This is a genomic window from Micromonospora sp. NPDC005686 (genome assembly GCF_042871665.1).
In the GTDB taxonomy this organism is placed as follows: domain Bacteria; phylum Actinomycetota; class Actinomycetes; order Mycobacteriales; family Micromonosporaceae; genus Micromonospora.
In genome coordinates this window covers 45,639-60,588 of sequence record NZ_JBIAIY010000006.1, presented here as the reverse complement: position 1 = coordinate 60,588, position 14,950 = coordinate 45,639, and the positions used below count along the sequence as shown (strand labels likewise).

Genomic DNA, 14,950 nt, shown 5'->3' with positions numbered 1-14,950 from the left:
CGTCGCTCCGGTCGTCGGCCGGAACCGGCCGTCGGCCCTGACTGTCAGTTCTGGGCCAGCAGTTCGCCCACGTAGCGTGCCACGGCCCGGACCATGGCGATATTGCCGGGGTAGTCCATCCGGGTCGGCCCGAGCACGCCGAGCCCACCGACGATCGTGCTGCCCGGTCCGTAGCCGGTGCTGACCACCGAGGCGGCCCGCAGGTTGTCGAATTCGTTCTCGTCGCCGATGAGCACCCGGGTGGTGCTCGGCTCCGTCTCGCCGATCAGCTTGAGCAGCACTACCTCTTCTTCGAGCGCCTCCAGGATGGGCCGCAGCGAGCCCTGGAAGTCGAGCAGGCCACCCCGGGTGAGGTTGGCCTGCCCGGCCAGCGCGAGGCGTTCCTCGTGCCGTTCCACGAGGGTTTCCAACAGCACTGTGGAGAGCGTGGTCATGGCCGGGCGCAGATGCGGCGCGGACTCCTCGACGAGCGCCTGCACCAGCGGCGGCGTCTCGGCGAGCTGGCTGCCCACCAGCTTCTCGTTCACCAGCTTGCGCAGGTCGGTCACGTCGTCGGCGGGCACGGGGGCGGGCAGCTCGACCAGCCGCTGCTCGACCCGGCCGGTGTCGGCGATCATGACGACCATCAGCCGGGTGGTGGAGATCGGCACCAGCTCCAGGTGGCGCACCTTGGAGCGGGCCAGGCTCGGATACTGCACCACGGCGACCTGCCGGGTGAGCTGCGCGAGCAGCCGGACCGTGCGGTGCACCACGTCGTCCAGGTCGACGGCGCCGACGAGGAAGCGCTCGATCGCCCGGCGCTCGGCCGGGCTCAGCGGCTTCACCCGGGAGAGCCGGTCGACGAAGAGACGGTAGCCGCGGTCGGTGGGCACCCGGCCGGCGCTGGTGTGCGGCTGCCGGATGTAGCCCTCCTCCTCCAGCACCGCCATGTCGTTACGCACGGTGGCCGGCGAGACGCCGAGCTGGTGCCGCTCGACCAGGGCCTTGCTGCCCACCGGCTCCTGCGTGGCGACGTAGTCCTCGACGATCGCGCGCAGCACGGCGAGTTTGCGGTCGTCGAGACCCATGTCCCACCTCCTGACGCACCTCGGTCGGGCCGGCACGCGGCATCCGCCGGGCGGCTGGCACTCGACTGTAGCGAGTGCCAGTCTACGTCGGCACCCCCGCAGACGCGACGATCGTCTGACGGACCTGCGGTGCGGCCCGTCACCCGGCTCCGCCCGATCGGCCCGAACGGCCGGTCATCGTCGGTCTGTGTCGCTCTGGTGCGAGTTGACCCGTGCACCTACCGTGGCGACCATGACTGAACCTCCTCGCCCTCCGGGGGCAGGGGACTACGGACCCCAACCCGACCCGTCGGCGCCGTACGGCTCGTCGCCGGGCAGCGAACCGCCCACCGCCCCACTGTCCGGGGCTCCGGGTGCCGGCGGCTATCCCCCGCCCGGCGACTATCCGCCTCCGGGCGGCTACCCCCCGCCGGGCGGCTCGCCCGGCTACGACACCGGCTACCCGGCCGGTGCCGGGTACGGCCCCGCCGCGTACGCCAACAGCGACGAGAAGACGTGGGCCCTGGTGGCGCACTTCGGCGGCGCGGCCGGCGTCATCGTCGGCGGCGGCCTGCTCGGCTGGGTCGCCCCGCTGATCGCGATGATGGTCCGCGGCCAGCAGTCGCCGACCGTCCGCGCCCACGCGGTCTCGGCGCTCAACTTCCAGATCACCTGGACCATCGCCAGCGTGCTCGCCTGGGTGATCACGGTCGTCACCTGCGGGATCCTGTTCTTCGTCCCGATGCTGGTCTGGCTGGTGCCGCTGATCTTCGGGATCATCGGTGGGGTCAAGGCCAACGAGGGCGTGCTCTACCGCTACCCGATGACCTTCAACTTCATCAAGTGACACCGCCGGCCGGCCGAGGGGGCGGCCGGCCGGTGCCGGTCACGGCAGCAGGTCACGTACCACCGCGTCGGCCAGCAGCCGTCCGCGCAGCGTCAGCACCACCAGCCCTCGCGCGTACGCCCCGGCGTCGAGCAGCCCGGCGTCCCGGGCCCGCTCGGCGCCCGCCCGGCCGGGCTCGTCCAGCACGTCCAGCGGCAGGCCGGAGGCGAGCCGCACCCGCAGCATCACGTCCTCCATGTGCTGTTCGTCCGGGGTGAGCAGTTCCCGGGCCAGCGCGGGTGAGGCGCCCTCGGCCAGCCGCGCCGCGTACGCGCTCGGGTGCTTGACGTTCCACCAGCGCACGCCGCCGACGTGGCTGTGCGCCCCCGGGCCCAGGCCCCACCAGTCGGCGCCGGTCCAGTAGAGCAGGTTGTGCCGGCACGCCGCCGTCGCCGAGCGGGCCCAGTTCGACACCTCGTACCAGGAGAACCCGGCCGCGCCGAGCGCGTCCTCCGCGGCCAGGTAGCGGTCCGCCGCCACGTCGTCGGAGGGGTACGGCAGCTCGCCCCGGCGCATCCGCGCGGCCAGCCGGGTGCCGTCCTCCACGATCAGGGCGTACGCGCTGACGTGGTCCACCCCGGCGTCGACCACCTGGGCCAGCGAGGCGGCGAAGTCCTCCGCCGTCTCCCCCGGCGTGCCGTAGATCAGGTCCAGGTTCACGTGCTCGAACCCGGCGTCGCGGGCCTCCAGGGCGGCTGCGGTGGCCCGGCCCGCGCTGTGCCGCCGGTCGAGCACCGCGAGCACGCCCGGCGCGGCGGACTGCATGCCCAGCGAGATCCGGGTGTAGCCGGCGGCCCGCAGCGTCTTGAGCGACTCCGGGCTCACCGACTCGGGGTTGGCCTCGGTGGTCACCTCGGCGTCGGCGGCCAGCCCCCAGACGCGGTCGATGCCGTCGAGGATCCGGGCCAGGTCGTCGGCGGGCAGCAGGGTGGGCGTGCCGCCGCCGACGAAGACGGTGTCCACCCGCTGCGGCGGCGAGTCGCCCAGCACCCGGGCGGCCAGCGCCAGCTCGGCCAGCACGGAGTCGGCGTACGTCTCCCGGCTCGCCCCGCCGCCCAGCTCCGAGGCGGTGTACGTGTTGAAGTCGCAGTAACCGCACCGGGAGGCGCAGAACGGGACGTGGACGTACACGCCGAAGCCGCGCGCGCCGACGGCGCGACGGGCGGTGGCGGGCAGCGATCCGTCGCGCGGGACGGGTTCGCCTTCTGGAAGGACGCCGGGCATGGCCACTAGTCTGCCCGGCATGACCTCTCCGGACGCTCTCGTGCGAGTCGCCACGACCCGTGGGGTGACCACCCTCACCCTGGACAGCCCGCACAACCGCAACGCGCTCTCCACACCCCTGATGACCCAGCTGCTGGCCGGGCTGGCCGACGCGGTCGCCGACGACGCGGTACGCGCGATCGTGCTCGACCACACCGGCCCGGTCTTCTGCTCCGGCGCCGACCTGAAGGAGACCGCCGCCGCGTACGCCAGCGGCACCGTGCCCGCCGGGATGCTCGGCGACGTGCTGGTGGCGGTACGGGAATGCCCGAAGCCGGTGGTGGCGAAGGTGGCCGGGCCGGCCCGGGCCGGTGGGCTGGGCCTGATCGCCGCCGCCGACCTGGCGGTCTGCGCGCAGGAGGCGACGTTCGCGTTCACCGAGGTGCGGATCGGGGTGATCCCGGCGGTGATCTCGGCGACCGTGCTGCCCCGGCTGGGCCAGCGGGCGGCCGCCGAGCTGTACCTGACCGGCGACACGTTCGACGGCCGCCGCGCCGCCGAGATCGGCCTGGTCACCGCCGCGGTGCCGGCCGGCGAGCTGGACGCCGCCGTCGGCCGCTACTGCGACTCGCTCGTCAAGGGCGCCCCGGGGGCGCTGGCCGGGGCGAAGGAGCTGCTGCGCCGGCCCGCCGGGCCCGACCTGCGGGCCGAGATCGCCGAGTTGGCCGCGCTCTCCACCGGGTACTTCCTCTCCGACGAAGGGCGCGAGGGCGTGATGGCGTTCCGGGAGAAGCGTCCCGCCGCCTGGGTGCCCGCCGGCGACTGAGCTGTGCGGCGGGCCCCACATGAGCGATCTTGGGGCCCGCCGGTCGGCCGAGGCCCGCGCCGGCGGAGGGACGTACGCTTGTCGGACTGTCGGGACAGGGGGTGCGGGTGCGGACGCGAGGGGCGATCGTGGCGGCCGGTGTGGCGGTGTGCGTGCTGGCACTGCTCGCGGTCTATGTCGTGACCAAGCAGTTCGGTGAGCACCTGCGGCTGCCGCTGGCCAGCCGGACCTGCACCGTGAGGGCGGACGGCGAGGTGGTGCTCGGCGCCGACCAGATGGCGAACGCGGCGACGATCGCGGCCATCGGGATGCAGCGCCGGATGCCCGAGCGGGCGGTGGTGGTGGCGCTGGCGACGGCGTACCAGGAGTCGCACCTGCGCAACATCGCGCACGGCGACCGCGACTCGCTCGGCCTGTTCCAGCAGCGCCCGAGCCAGGGCTGGGGCACCCCGGAGGAGATCCAAGACCCGCGGTACGCGGCGAACAAGTTCTACGCCGCGCTGAAGAAGGTCAAGGGCTGGGAGCGGATGCGGGTCACCGACGCCGCCCAGCGGGTGCAGCGGTCGGCGTTCCCCGAGGCGTACGAGAAGTGGTCGGACGAGTCGGAGGTCCTCACCCGGGCGCTGCTCGGCCACGCGACCGGCGCGGTGGCCTGCACCGTCTCCTCACCGCCGACGATGCGCGGCCCGGCCGCCGCCAGCGCCGTGCTGGAGAGCCTGTCACTGGACTGGGGGCTGCCACAGCTGCCCACGGCGACGGACCTGACCGCGCTCACCGTGCCGGCCGGTGACGATCGCAACGGCTGGCGGTACGCGCACTGGCTGGTCTCGCACGCCGACGACCACGGCGTGAAGAAGGTCCGCTTCGGCAACCTGGAATGGACCGCCGAGCAGGGCTCCTGGGCCCGGGTGAAGGGCGACCCCGCCACCGAGGTGCGCGCCGAGGTGTTCGCCGCCTGACCGGCGCCGGATCGCCCCGGCGCTCAGCCCTTTACCGCTCCGGCGACCAGGCCGGAGACCATCCGGCGCTGCACCAGCAGGAAGAACACGATCACCGGCAGGGTGAACAGCGTGGACGCGGCCATCACCGAGCCCCAGGCGGTGTCGTCGCGGCCGAAGAAGAACGTCATGGCCACCGGCAGCGTGTACTTCTGCTGGTCGTTGATGAAGGTCAACGCGAAGATCAGCTCGTTCCAGGCGGTGATGAACGAGAAGATGCTGGTGGCGACCAGGCCGGGCGCGACGAGCGGGAACAGCACCTTGCGGAACGTCTGGGCCCGGCTGGCCCCGTCGATGGCGGCGGCCTCCTCCAGTTCCTTCGGCACCGCCGCGACGAAGCCGCGCAGCATCCAGACCGCGAACGGCAGCGAGAAGCCGAGGTACGTGAGGATCAGGCTGGGCAGCGTGTTGTAGAGGCCGAGCCGCTGGATCATCAGGAACAGCGGGATGACAAGCGCCTCCAGCGGGATCATCTGCACCACCAGCAGCATGATCAGGAACGTGGTGCGCAGCTTGAACCGGAACCGGGCCACGGCGGTCGCGGCGAGCAGCGCGACCAGCCCGCTCAGCAGCACCGTCGCCAGCGCGACGAGCGCGCTGTTGAGGAAGAAGTCGGCGAACGTCACGCCCGGGATCAGGTTGCCGGTGAGGATCTCCCGGTAGTGCTCCAGCGTCGGCTCCGCCGGCACCGGGCGGGGGGTGGACGAGAAGATCTCCCGGTTGGGCTTCAGCGAGGTCGCCACCATCCAGTAGACCGGGAACGCGGCGAAGAGCGCGACCAGCAGGCCGGCGCCGTTGAGGGCGATCTTCTTCGTCATTCGTCCTCCTGCCGCAGCACCATGCGGACGTACAGGGCGGTCACCACGAGCAGGATCACGGTGAGGATGACCGCGATGGCCGAGCCGAGGCCGTACTTGGGCGGTGGCGAGAACGCCTCCGCGTACGAGTAGATCGACAGCATGAACGTCGACCGGTCCTGGGTGCCGCCGGCCAGCACGAACTGCTGGGTGAAGACCTTGAAGTCCCAGATCGTGGAGAGCACCACGAGGATGCCGAAGACCGGCCGTAGGACCGGGAACGTCACCGACCAGAACACCTTCCACGGCCCGGCGCCGTCGACCCGGGCCGCCTCCTGCAACTCCGTCGGCACGCTCTTGAGCCCGGCCAGCACGCTCACCGCGATGAACGGGAACGAGTGCCAGACCACCACGAGCGTCAGGATGGCGAAGAACAGCAGCGGGTCGTTGAACCAGCCGTACCCGGTCCAGTCGCTACGCCCGAACAGGGCGGTGGAGAGCCCGTCGGGGAGCTTGTTGAACAGCCAGGTGACCAGGCCGCTGGTGTCGTCGAAGATCCACTTCCAGACGATCGTGCCGGTCAGCGCCGGGGTGGCCCAGGCGAGCATCACGCAGCTCGCCACGAACGTGGCCATCTTCTTGCCCAGGCGGTTGAGCAGCAGCCCGACCAGGGTGCCGAGGATCATCGTGAGCGCCACGTTGGCGAGCGCGAACAGCACTGTGTTGCGCAGCACCGTACGGAAGAACGGGTCGCCGAGGATCTGCGCGTAGTTGGCCAGGCCGACCCACGGCCACTCGCGGTCGCCGCGCAGCTGCCGGACGCTGTCCAGCTTGTGGAAGGACATCCACACGACCTGGCCGAGCGGCCAGAGCAGCAGCACGGCGATGATCGCCAGGCAGGGCAGGAGCAGCAGGTACGGAAGGTGGTCCACCCGGCGGCGGCGCCGCCGCGCGGGGGTCTCCCGCGCGGCGGCCTCACCGGTGACCTCGGTCAGCGTGGTCACTTGGCGTTGAGGATGCTTTCCATCTCGGTGGCCGCGTCGGCGGTGGCCTTCTCGACCGTCTTCTGCCCCTTGATGACCGAGCTGTTCATCGCCTGGGTCACCGTCTTGGTCCGGCTGACCTCGACCCACTTCGGGGTGAGCGGGGTCAGCTTGGTGTTCTGGATGGCGGTGGCGAACGCGGCCATCACCTTGTCGTTGGCGTAGTCGCCGCTGCTGACCAGGTCCTGGTAGACCGGGAAGAAGCCGAGGCTGCTCGCGAACTCCTTGTCCTTCTGCTTGCTCAGCAGCACGGTCATGTAGTCCCAGGCAAGCGCCGCCCGCTTGCTGTCCTTCCAGATGGCGATGTCGGAGCCGCCGGCGAACGCCGGGGCGGCCTTGCCGTCCGGACCGGGGATCGGGAACGTGCCCCACACCTTCTCGATGTCGGGGTTGTCCTTCTTCATCGCGCCGCCCTGCCAGCTACCGGCGAACGCCATGGCGGCCTTGCCGGTGGCGAACTGGGTACGGGCGTCGACCTCGTTCCACCCGGCGGCGGCCGGCGGGGCGACCTTGTGCACGGTCACCAGGTCGGTCCAGAACTTGACCGCCTTCTGCGCCTCGGGGGTGTTGTAGCCGGACTTCCAGGTGTCGCCCTCCTTGGTGGCGATCTCCCCGCCGGCACCCCAGAGGAAGGAGTAGAACGGCAGCTCGGAGTTGCCGGGCAGGGCGATGCCGTAGGTGCCGGGCTTCTTGGCCTGGACCGCCTTCGCGGCCGCGACCATCTCCTCCCAGTTCGTCGGCGGCTTGACGCCGGCCTCGGCGAACCAGTCGGTGCGGTAGTAGACGGCACGCACGCCGGCGTACCACGGCACGCCGTACTGCTTGCCGTCGAGCTGGGCGTTCTTGACCAGGTCGGGCAGGATGTCCTTGCCCTCGGACCAACCGCCGAACTTGTCCGAGACGTCGGCCAGGGCCTCCTGCGCGGCCCAGCCCTGGGTCTCGGTGTTGCCCAGCTCGGTGACGTCCGGGCCCTCACCACCGGCGAGCGCAGCCTGGAACTTCTTCGGCGCCTCGAGCCAGGGAATGTACTGCACCACGACGTCGGTCTCGGGGTGCTTCTTCTTGAATTCCGCCTCGACGCCGTCGAGGAACGTGGTCTGGGCGTCGCCGCCCTCACCCATCATCCACACAGTGAGCTTGCTGTTGTCGGCGGCGCTGTCGTCGTCGCCGGAGCCACCGCACGCGGTCAGCACCAACGCGGCCGACGCCACGATGGCGGTGACCGGAGCCAGCCGCTTCCACCTGTTCACGCCATATCTCCCTCAGGGCCGTTTGGCACTAACCTTCTCCGCCGCACCTTAGTAGGAAAATTTCCTTTACAACAGGGGGTGTGCGTGACGGAGGGCACAGGGGACCGTATCGCAGCCGGAGCCCGGTCGGCATCGATGCCGGCCGGGCTGTTCGGAGCCCACACATGCCGACGGGCGCCCGGCCGGTGAGGCCGGGCGCCCGTCGAGGCGCGTGGTGCGGGGTCAGTAGCGCGAGACGCTGCGGCGACGGCCGACGCCGGCCACCAGGGCCACGCCGATCGCGGCGAAGAGCACCTGCAGCATCAGCTCGCGCCAGTCGATGCCGGCGGTGTTGGCGAAGCCGGAGGCCCGGGCGACGATCGTGCCCAGAAGCGCGGCGCCGACGCCGATCAGCATGTGCAGCCAGATGGGCATGTTCTGCCGGCCCGGCACGACCAGCCGGCCCAGCGCGCCGACGATCAGACCCACGACCAGCGCGGTGATGATGCCCCAAACGGTGAGCTCCATGGTCGCCCTCCTCCTTAAGATCCGGTCACACGTTCTCGTGTGTTTACTGTCGTGATCGCTAAGTTCCCGACCGCCCCGAAATCCAAACCGGCTCCGATGACGAATTGTTCAGACGTACCCTGACCTGCTGCTTCTCCCCGAAACCCGGCGCGGTGGGCGCACCCGGCGCACCGACAGGGTTCAATGCGCCGAATACGCCGACGGGCGCCCGGCCGATACGGCCGGGCGCCCGTCGAGGCGCGTGGTGCGTGGATCAGTGATGCGAGACGCTGCGGCGGCGGCCGACGCCGGCCACCAGCGCCACACCGATGGCGGCGAGCACGACCTGCACGGCCAGCTCGGCCCAGTCGATGCCGCTGGTCTGCGTGGCGATGCCGAGCGCGCGGGCCAGGACGGTGCCCAGCAGCGCCGCGCCGACGCCGATCACCATGTGCAGCCACATCGGCATGTTCTGCCGGCCCGGCACGACCAGCCGGCCCAGCGCGCCGACGATCAGACCCACGACCAGCGCGGTGATGATGCCCCAGACGGTCAACTCCACGGTCGGTCCTCCTAAAGCGATTTCGCACGTTCTGTGCGTTTGCTGTCGTGCCCCGGTTAGTGCCCGACGCATCGAAAACCGAAACCGACGGCATCGACCGCCGCTCCCCCGGCCGGGCCGAAACCGCAGGTGGGAGCGCTGCCACAAGCTGAAAAACTCCTGGGTACGCGACCGGCCGGCGCCTCCGAGGAGGACGCCGGCCGGGGACGTGGAGCCTGGCTGCTACTTCTTGCCGGCGGGCTTGCCGTCGCCGGAGTCGGACGACAGCGCCGCGATGAACGCCTCCTGGGGAACCTCCACCCGGCCCACCATCTTCATCCGCTTCTTGCCCTCCTTCTGCTTCTCCAGCAGCTTGCGCTTGCGGCTGATGTCACCGCCGTAGCACTTGGCGAGCACGTCCTTGCGGATCGCGCGGATGGTCTCCCGGGCGATCACCCGGCTGCCGATGGCGGCCTGGATCGGCACCTCGAACTGCTGGCGCGGGATGAGCGTGCGCAGCTTCGCCGCGATCGTCGTCCCGTACGTGTACGCCTTGTCCTTGTGCACGATCGCGCTGAACGCGTCGACCGGCTCGCCGTGCAGCAGGATGTCCACCTTCACCAGGTCGGACGCCTGCTCGCCGGAGGGCTCGTAGTCCAGCGAGGCGTAGCCCTTGGTGCGGCTCTTGAGCTGGTCGAAGAAGTCGAAGATGATCTCGGCCAGCGGCAGCGTGTAGCGCAGCTCCACCCGGTCGGCGGAGAGGTAGTCCATGCCGAGCAGGCTGCCCCGGCGGCCCTGGCACAGCTCCATCACCGCGCCGACGTAGTCGTTCGGGGTCAGCACCGTGGCCCGCACCGTCGGCTCGTACACCTCGGCGATCTTGCCGGTCGGGTACTCGCTCGGGTTGGTGACCACGATCTCCTCGCCGTCCTCCTGGATGGCCCGGTAGACCACGTTCGGCGCGGTGGAGATGAGGTCGAGGTTGAACTCCCGCTCCAGCCGCTCCCGGATGATCTCCAGGTGCAGCAGGCCGAGGAAGCCGCAGCGGAAGCCGAAGCCCAGCGCTCCGGAGGTCTCCGGCTCATAGACGAGCGCCGCGTCGTTGAGCTTGAGCTTGTCCAGCGCCTCGCGCAGGTTCGGGTAGTCCGAGCCGTCGATCGGATAGAGGCCCGAGTAGACCATCGGCTTCGGGTCCTTGTAGCCGCCCAACGCCTCCTTGGCCGGGTTGTTGTTGATGGTGACGGTGTCACCGACCCGGGACTGGCGCACGTCCTTCACGCCGGTGATCAGGTAGCCCACCTCGCCGACGCCGAGCGCGTCGGCCTTCACCATCTCCGGCGAGATGACGCCGATCTCCAGCAGCTCGTGGACCGCACCGGTGGACATCATCTTGATCCGGTCCCGGGCGGAGATCCGGCCGTCGATCACCCGGACGTAGGTGACGACGCCCCGGTAGACGTCGTACACCGAGTCGAAGATCATCGCGCGGGCCGGGGCCTCGGCGTCGCCCACCGGCGGCACGAACTGCCGGACGATCTCGTCGAGCAGGTAGGACACACCGTCACCGGTCTTGCCGGAGACCCGGATGCAGTCCGCCGGGTCCCCGCCGATCAGGTGGGCCAGCTCCTCGGCGTACTTCTCCGGCTGGGCGGCCGGCAGGTCGATCTTGTTGAGCACCGGGATGATGCGCAGGTCGTTCTCGAGCGCCAGGTAGAGGTTGGCAAGCGTCTGCGCCTCGATGCCCTGCGCGGCGTCGACGAGCAGGAGCGCGCCCTCGCAGGCGGCCAGCGACCGGGACACCTCGTAGGTGAAGTCCACGTGGCCCGGGGTGTCGATCATGTTGAGCACGGCGGCCTCGCCGGCCCGGTCACCTTCACGGATCGTCCACGGCATCCGCACGGCCTGGCTCTTGATGGTGATGCCGCGCTCGCGCTCGATGTCCATCCGGTCCAGGTACTGCGCGCGCATCTGCCGGGGGTCGACCACACCGGTGAGCTGCAACATCCGGTCGGCCAGGGTCGACTTCCCGTGGTCGATGTGGGCGATGATGCAGAAGTTCCGGATGCGCGCCGGGTCGGTGGCACCAGGAGCGTTCGCGCCGGGATCGAGCGTCGGTGGCACAGCGGTCCGTTCTGGTCGGCTGACGTGAGCGGGCCGGCGCGCCGCCGGCCCTCTCCATGGTCCCACGTCGTCCGGGACGCGCCCGGACTCCCCCTTCACTCCGCGGCTATTCCACCGGTGGCTCGACGAACAGGGCGGCCAGCCTCGGCAGCCGGCGGCGGGCCTCCTCCTCGTCGTCGAAGTCCCAGAAGTCGTTCAGGTCGGGCACCGGGACCGGGTCACGCTCGGCCGGCAGGTCGGACGCGGTGGCCTTCCGGTACGCGTCCCACGGCACCGCCAGCATCTGCTCGCACTCGAACTCCTCGCCGCTGAGCGCGGCGGCCCGCACCTGCGGCAGCTCGGCCAGCGAGTCCGGGTCGCCGACCGTCCCCGCGAACACCGCCCGCCCCTGCGTCATGAGCCAGCCCCGGAAATACTCGAAGCCGTCGTCCGAGGCGCCCCCGTTGATCAGGTAGGCCGCGCCCCAGAGGTCGACCCTGTAGGAAGCCGCGAGCACCCGCCGCTGGTGGTGGGCGTATCCGACGATCTCCTCCGGGTCACGCTCGGCCAGCAGCGCGACCGCCCGGGCGGCCACCGCGTCGGGCTCTCCCCCGGCACCGGCACGGGCCTCGTCGATCAACTGCCAGAACTCGTCGGTCCTCATGGCAGGCAGTCTGGCAGAGCCCACCGACGCGTCGGTTCGCCGCGCGCCGCCGGTGCGGCAGCATGGTGCGGTGCGCGCGATCTCCCTACCGCCGGTCCCGTACGGGTCGACAGCCGTCCGGCCAAGCTGGGCCGACCTGCCGGCCGGGCTGCGCGACGCGCTGGCCGCCCGGATCGGCGGTCCACCGGCGGCGGTACGGGTGGCGGCCGGCGGGTTCACCAACGGCTTCACCGCCGTGCTGACCGGCCCCGCCGGGGAGCGCGTGTTCGTCAAGGCGGCGGCGCTGCACGGGCAGCGGCACCTGGTCGACTGGTACGCCCACGAGGCGGCGATCCTGGCCCGGCTCCCGGCCGGGCTGCCGGTGCCCCGGCCGCGCTGGGCGCTCACCGAGTCCGGCTGGTACGCGCTCGCGCTCGAGGCGATCGACGGGCACACCCCCCGGCTGCCCTGGGCGCCGGCCGAGCTGGACGCCGCCCTCGCCACGTACGCCGAAGTGGCCGCCGCGCTCGGCGACCCGCCCGCGGAGCTGGCCGCGCTCCGGCTCCCCCGCCTCGCGGACCTGGCCCGCGACGACATCCTCTGGTGGGGCGAGGTGGCCGCCGGGCGCGAGCCGCTGCCCGAGGCGGCCGCCGGCGCGCCGCTGGCCGAGCTGGTCGCCCTGGAGTCGCGCCTGCCCCTGTACGCCGACGCGGCCCCTGGGCTGGCCCACGGCGACCTGCGGGTGGACAACCTGCTGATCGACGCCGACGGGCGGGCCTGGCTGTGCGACTGGCCCTGGCTCTGCCACGGGCCCGCCTGGTTCGACCTGGCCGGGCTGCTACTCACCGCGTACGCCAGCGGCCTGGACGCGGACGCCGCGTTCGCCGGCCACCCGGCGGCGGCGGGAGCGCCCGGCGACGCGCTGGACGTGACGCTCGCCGCGCTGGCCGGCTACTACCTGACCGGCGCCGCGGCCGGGCCGTCGAACGGCTCCCCGCACCTGCGCGCCCACCAGCGCTGGAGTGGGGAGCAGGCGCTCGGCTGGCTGACCGGGCGCCGGGGCTGGTGATCACGCCCGACGCCCTGCTCGCGGCGGGCGTCGCCGGGCTCGTGACCAGGCCCGGGCCGGGGCCGGGGTAGAGGCGTTTTGGCTCGCCCGGGGGCGACCTGGTAGCCTGGCTTTTCGCGCGGCGATGACGCATGCTCGTCGTGCGCGAAAGCAGACCAACCCGAGCTATCAAGACGAGGCTGTCGCGTGGCGAACATCAAGTCCCAGATCAAGCGCAACCGGCAGAACGAGAAGCGCCGGCTGCGTAACAAGTCGGTCAAGTCGTCGCTGAAGACCGCCATCCGGAAGTTCAACGAGGCTGCCGAGGCGGGCGACACCGAGAAGGCCACCGTGCTCATGCGTGAGGCCACCCGCAAGCTGGACAAGGCTGCCAGCAAGGGTGTCATTCACTCCAACCAGGCGGCCAACCGGAAGTCGGCGATCGCCAAGCGCGTCGCCTCGTTCTCCGCCTGACCAGCGCTACATATCCCACCGGAAGCCCCGGGGCCACCGCGCCCACGGGGCTTCCGGCTGTCCGCAATCCCCACCGATCACGCGCCGCCGTCTTCGGCGGAGGTGCTGCCTGCGGGCTGCTACCGCTCGCCTGGGTGGTTGAACGTCGACCGTTGCGGATGGTGGTAGCGGACGCCCCGGGAGTCGGCGACCGGCGTCGTGCTCCCCGGCACTGGCCGGGCGCTCGCCGTGGCGCCCGGTAGCGCGCGGGCGCTGGTGGGCACCCGGGCCCGCCCGATCACCGGCTCCATCTGCCGACGGAAGCGGTCCCGCTCCTGCTCGGGCACCTGCGCCGCGGTGCGGACGACCACCTCGGCCACCACGTCGTTGAGCTTGACCATGGCCGCCACCGCGATCGGCAGCACCACCACCGCCCACCAGCTCACCAGCTCGGCGAGCGCGAGCAGGACGGCCAGCGCCATCGCGCCCTCGAAGAAGAGGAAACAGAGCACCCCGCCCGGGTTGATGAAGCGCAGGCCGAGCGCCCGGGCGTAGAGCGGACGGTACCGCTCCTCGTCCGTGGCCACCGTCGACCACGCTCGGGTCACCGGGCGCCGCCCTGCCGGGCCGCCGCCACCGAGAACACGGCCCGCTCCAGCGCGTACGCGCGGTCGTCGGCGCCGCCCTTCACCGCCGCGTTGCACTCGGCGGCCACCCGCATCGCCTCGACCAGACCCTCCGGCGTCCAGCCCCGGGCGCGTACCTGAGCCTTCTCGATCTTCCAGGCCGGCATGCCGAGCGTCTTGGCCAGTTGGAACGCGTTGCCCCGGCCGGCGGCGGCGACCCGGGCCACGGTCCGTACGCCGTCGGCCAGCGCGTCGGCGATCGGCACCGGGTCGACGCCGACGTGCAGCGCCCACCGCAGCGCTTCCAGCGCGCCGGGCACGTCACCGATCATCGTCGCGTCGGCGACGGTGAAGCCGGTCACCTCGGCCCGGCCCCGGTAGTACCGGGCGACCGTGTCGGCGCCGATCCGCCCGTCGGTGTCGGCGACCAGTTGCGAGCAGGCGGCGGCCAGCTCGCGCATGTCGTTGCCGACGGCCGCGACCAGGGCGTCGGCCGCGTCGGGCGAGCACTTGCCGCCGATGCGGCGAATCTCGTCGCGCACGAAGGCGGCCCGCTCCCGGTCACCCTTGAGCTTGACCGCCGGCACCACAGTGGCGCCCGCCGCACGCAGGCCGTCGGCGAACGCCTTGCCCTTGGCCGCGCCCAGGTGCAGCACCACGAGCTGCACGTCCGGGTCGGGATTCTTCGCGTACGCCAGCAGCGCGGTGGACAGGTCCTTGCGGGCGTCCTGGCCGGAGCGGAGCACGAGCACCCGGCGACCGCCGAACAGCGACGGGCTGAGCATCTCGGCGATCTCGCCGACCGTGAGGGCGCCGGCCTGGTATTCCCGCACGTCCACGTCGGGGTCGACCTCGCGGGCCCGGGCGACGGTTTCGGTGACCGCTCGCGTGGCGAGCAGCTCCTCGTCGCCGAGGACGAGCACAATAGGAGGCAGGTCGGCGGGGGTCACGCCGCCCATACTCGCACGCCCTCCGACCCTGCTGGGCCTGCTCATCGGGGACTG

Annotated in this window: 16 protein-coding genes; 5 read left to right on the top strand and 11 right to left on the bottom strand. The window is 71.7% G+C overall.

All coding sequences use genetic code 11. The features are described 5' to 3' along the window. Positions 1 to 44 precede the first annotated feature (44 nt). The gene (hrcA, locus tag ACFYON_RS15555) at positions 45 to 1,067 is read right to left on the bottom strand and encodes a heat-inducible transcriptional repressor HrcA (protein WP_354873836.1); all 1,023 of its coding nucleotides are present in this window, start codon (positions 1,065 to 1,067) and stop codon (positions 45 to 47) included. Between the two features lie 232 nt (positions 1,068 to 1,299). On the opposite strand from hrcA, the gene ACFYON_RS15550 reads away from it, so the two are divergent. Beyond that, positions 1,300 to 1,893, top strand: coding sequence for a DUF4870 domain-containing protein (locus ACFYON_RS15550; protein WP_355015146.1), 594 nt, complete (start codon positions 1,300 to 1,302; stop codon positions 1,891 to 1,893). Positions 1,894 to 1,932: 39 nt separating this feature from the next. On the opposite strand, the gene hemW is transcribed toward ACFYON_RS15550, so the two are convergent. Continuing rightward, complete coding sequence (gene hemW, locus ACFYON_RS15545) at positions 1,933 to 3,156, bottom strand: radical SAM family heme chaperone HemW (RefSeq protein ID WP_354873840.1); 1,224 nt, start codon at positions 3,154 to 3,156, stop codon at positions 1,933 to 1,935. Between the two features lie 19 nt (positions 3,157 to 3,175). Here hemW and ACFYON_RS15540 point away from each other — a divergent pair, with 19 nt between their 5' ends. Further along, positions 3,176 to 3,961, top strand: coding sequence for an enoyl-CoA hydratase-related protein (locus ACFYON_RS15540; protein ID WP_354873842.1), 786 nt, complete (start codon positions 3,176 to 3,178; stop codon positions 3,959 to 3,961). Between the two features lie 101 nt (positions 3,962 to 4,062). Further along, positions 4,063 to 4,920 (top strand): hypothetical protein, encoded by an 858-nt coding sequence (locus ACFYON_RS15535; protein WP_354873844.1) that lies wholly within the window; start codon positions 4,063 to 4,065, stop codon positions 4,918 to 4,920. A gap of 23 nt (positions 4,921 to 4,943) precedes the next feature. Here the strand turns inward: ACFYON_RS15535 and ACFYON_RS15530 are convergent, their stop codons facing one another. The 7 genes from ACFYON_RS15530 to ACFYON_RS15500 all read right to left on the bottom strand — a co-directional run bounded on the left by ACFYON_RS15530 (position 4,944) and on the right by ACFYON_RS15500 (position 11,840). Next, positions 4,944 to 5,777, bottom strand: a complete 834-nt coding sequence (locus ACFYON_RS15530) for a carbohydrate ABC transporter permease (protein ID WP_128136489.1) — start codon at positions 5,775 to 5,777, stop codon at positions 4,944 to 4,946. After that, positions 5,774 to 6,760, bottom strand: coding sequence for a sugar ABC transporter permease (locus ACFYON_RS15525; protein WP_354873846.1), 987 nt, complete (start codon positions 6,758 to 6,760; stop codon positions 5,774 to 5,776). The genes ACFYON_RS15530 and ACFYON_RS15525 overlap by 4 nt, the downstream gene beginning before the upstream one ends. Next, positions 6,757 to 8,049: a sugar ABC transporter substrate-binding protein gene (locus ACFYON_RS15520; protein ID WP_354873848.1), complete on the bottom strand. Its 1,293-nt coding sequence runs from the start codon at positions 8,047 to 8,049 to the stop codon at positions 6,757 to 6,759. The genes ACFYON_RS15525 and ACFYON_RS15520 overlap by 4 nt, the downstream gene beginning before the upstream one ends. Positions 8,050 to 8,271: 222 nt before the next feature. After that, entirely contained in the window at positions 8,272 to 8,556 is a 285-nt protein-coding gene (locus ACFYON_RS15515; RefSeq protein WP_354873850.1) for a GlsB/YeaQ/YmgE family stress response membrane protein, read from the bottom strand. A gap of 253 nt (positions 8,557 to 8,809) precedes the next feature. Further along, positions 8,810 to 9,097: a GlsB/YeaQ/YmgE family stress response membrane protein gene (locus tag ACFYON_RS15510; RefSeq protein WP_354873852.1), complete on the bottom strand. Its 288-nt coding sequence runs from the start codon at positions 9,095 to 9,097 to the stop codon at positions 8,810 to 8,812. A gap of 222 nt (positions 9,098 to 9,319) precedes the next feature. Next, positions 9,320 to 11,197 (bottom strand): translation elongation factor 4, encoded by a 1,878-nt coding sequence (gene lepA, locus ACFYON_RS15505; RefSeq protein WP_354873854.1) that lies wholly within the window; start codon positions 11,195 to 11,197, stop codon positions 9,320 to 9,322. A 106-nt stretch (positions 11,198 to 11,303) separates the two neighbouring features. After that, positions 11,304 to 11,840, bottom strand: a complete 537-nt coding sequence (locus tag ACFYON_RS15500; RefSeq protein WP_354873856.1) for a DUF4240 domain-containing protein — start codon at positions 11,838 to 11,840, stop codon at positions 11,304 to 11,306. Positions 11,841 to 11,910: 70 nt separating this feature from the next. On the opposite strand from ACFYON_RS15500, the gene ACFYON_RS15495 reads away from it, so the two are divergent. Beyond that, positions 11,911 to 12,888 (top strand): phosphotransferase family protein, encoded by a 978-nt coding sequence (locus ACFYON_RS15495; RefSeq protein WP_387188881.1) that lies wholly within the window; start codon positions 11,911 to 11,913, stop codon positions 12,886 to 12,888. A 186-nt stretch (positions 12,889 to 13,074) separates the two neighbouring features. Then, a complete protein-coding gene (gene rpsT, locus ACFYON_RS15490) occupies positions 13,075 to 13,341 on the top strand; it encodes a 30S ribosomal protein S20 (RefSeq protein ID WP_354873860.1) in 267 nt (88 codons plus the stop codon). A gap of 119 nt (positions 13,342 to 13,460) precedes the next feature. Here the strand turns inward: rpsT and ACFYON_RS15485 are convergent, their stop codons facing one another. Together ACFYON_RS15485 and holA are read right to left on the bottom strand one after the other, a co-directional pair. After that, positions 13,461 to 13,928 carry a hypothetical protein gene (locus ACFYON_RS15485; protein WP_355095683.1) on the bottom strand — a complete coding sequence of 156 codons (468 nt, stop codon included), beginning with the start codon at positions 13,926 to 13,928 and terminating at the stop codon, positions 13,461 to 13,463. Beyond that, a complete protein-coding gene (holA, locus tag ACFYON_RS15480; protein WP_354873864.1) occupies positions 13,925 to 14,905 on the bottom strand; it encodes a DNA polymerase III subunit delta in 981 nt (326 codons plus the stop codon). The genes ACFYON_RS15485 and holA overlap by 4 nt, the downstream gene beginning before the upstream one ends. Between the last annotated feature and the right edge of the window lie 45 nt (positions 14,906 to 14,950).

Bases quoted from the DNA above. Each gene is read 5' to 3' on its own strand.
- hrcA (WP_354873836.1), bottom strand. From the start codon at position 1,067: ATGGGTCTCGACGACCGCAAACTCGCCGTGCTGCGCGCGATCGTCGAG.
- ACFYON_RS15550 (WP_355015146.1), top strand. From the start codon at position 1,300: ATGACTGAACCTCCTCGCCCTCCGGGGGCAGGGGACTACGGACCCCAA.
- hemW (WP_354873840.1), bottom strand. From the start codon at position 3,156: ATGCCCGGCGTCCTTCCAGAAGGCGAACCCGTCCCGCGCGACGGATCG.
- ACFYON_RS15540 (WP_354873842.1), top strand. From the start codon at position 3,176: ATGACCTCTCCGGACGCTCTCGTGCGAGTCGCCACGACCCGTGGGGTG.
- ACFYON_RS15530 (WP_128136489.1), bottom strand. From the start codon at position 5,777: ATGACGAAGAAGATCGCCCTCAACGGCGCCGGCCTGCTGGTCGCGCTC.
- ACFYON_RS15515 (WP_354873850.1), bottom strand. From the start codon at position 8,556: ATGGAGCTCACCGTTTGGGGCATCATCACCGCGCTGGTCGTGGGTCTG.
- ACFYON_RS15500 (WP_354873856.1), bottom strand. From the start codon at position 11,840: ATGAGGACCGACGAGTTCTGGCAGTTGATCGACGAGGCCCGTGCCGGT.
- holA (WP_354873864.1), bottom strand. From the start codon at position 14,905: ATGGGCGGCGTGACCCCCGCCGACCTGCCTCCTATTGTGCTCGTCCTC.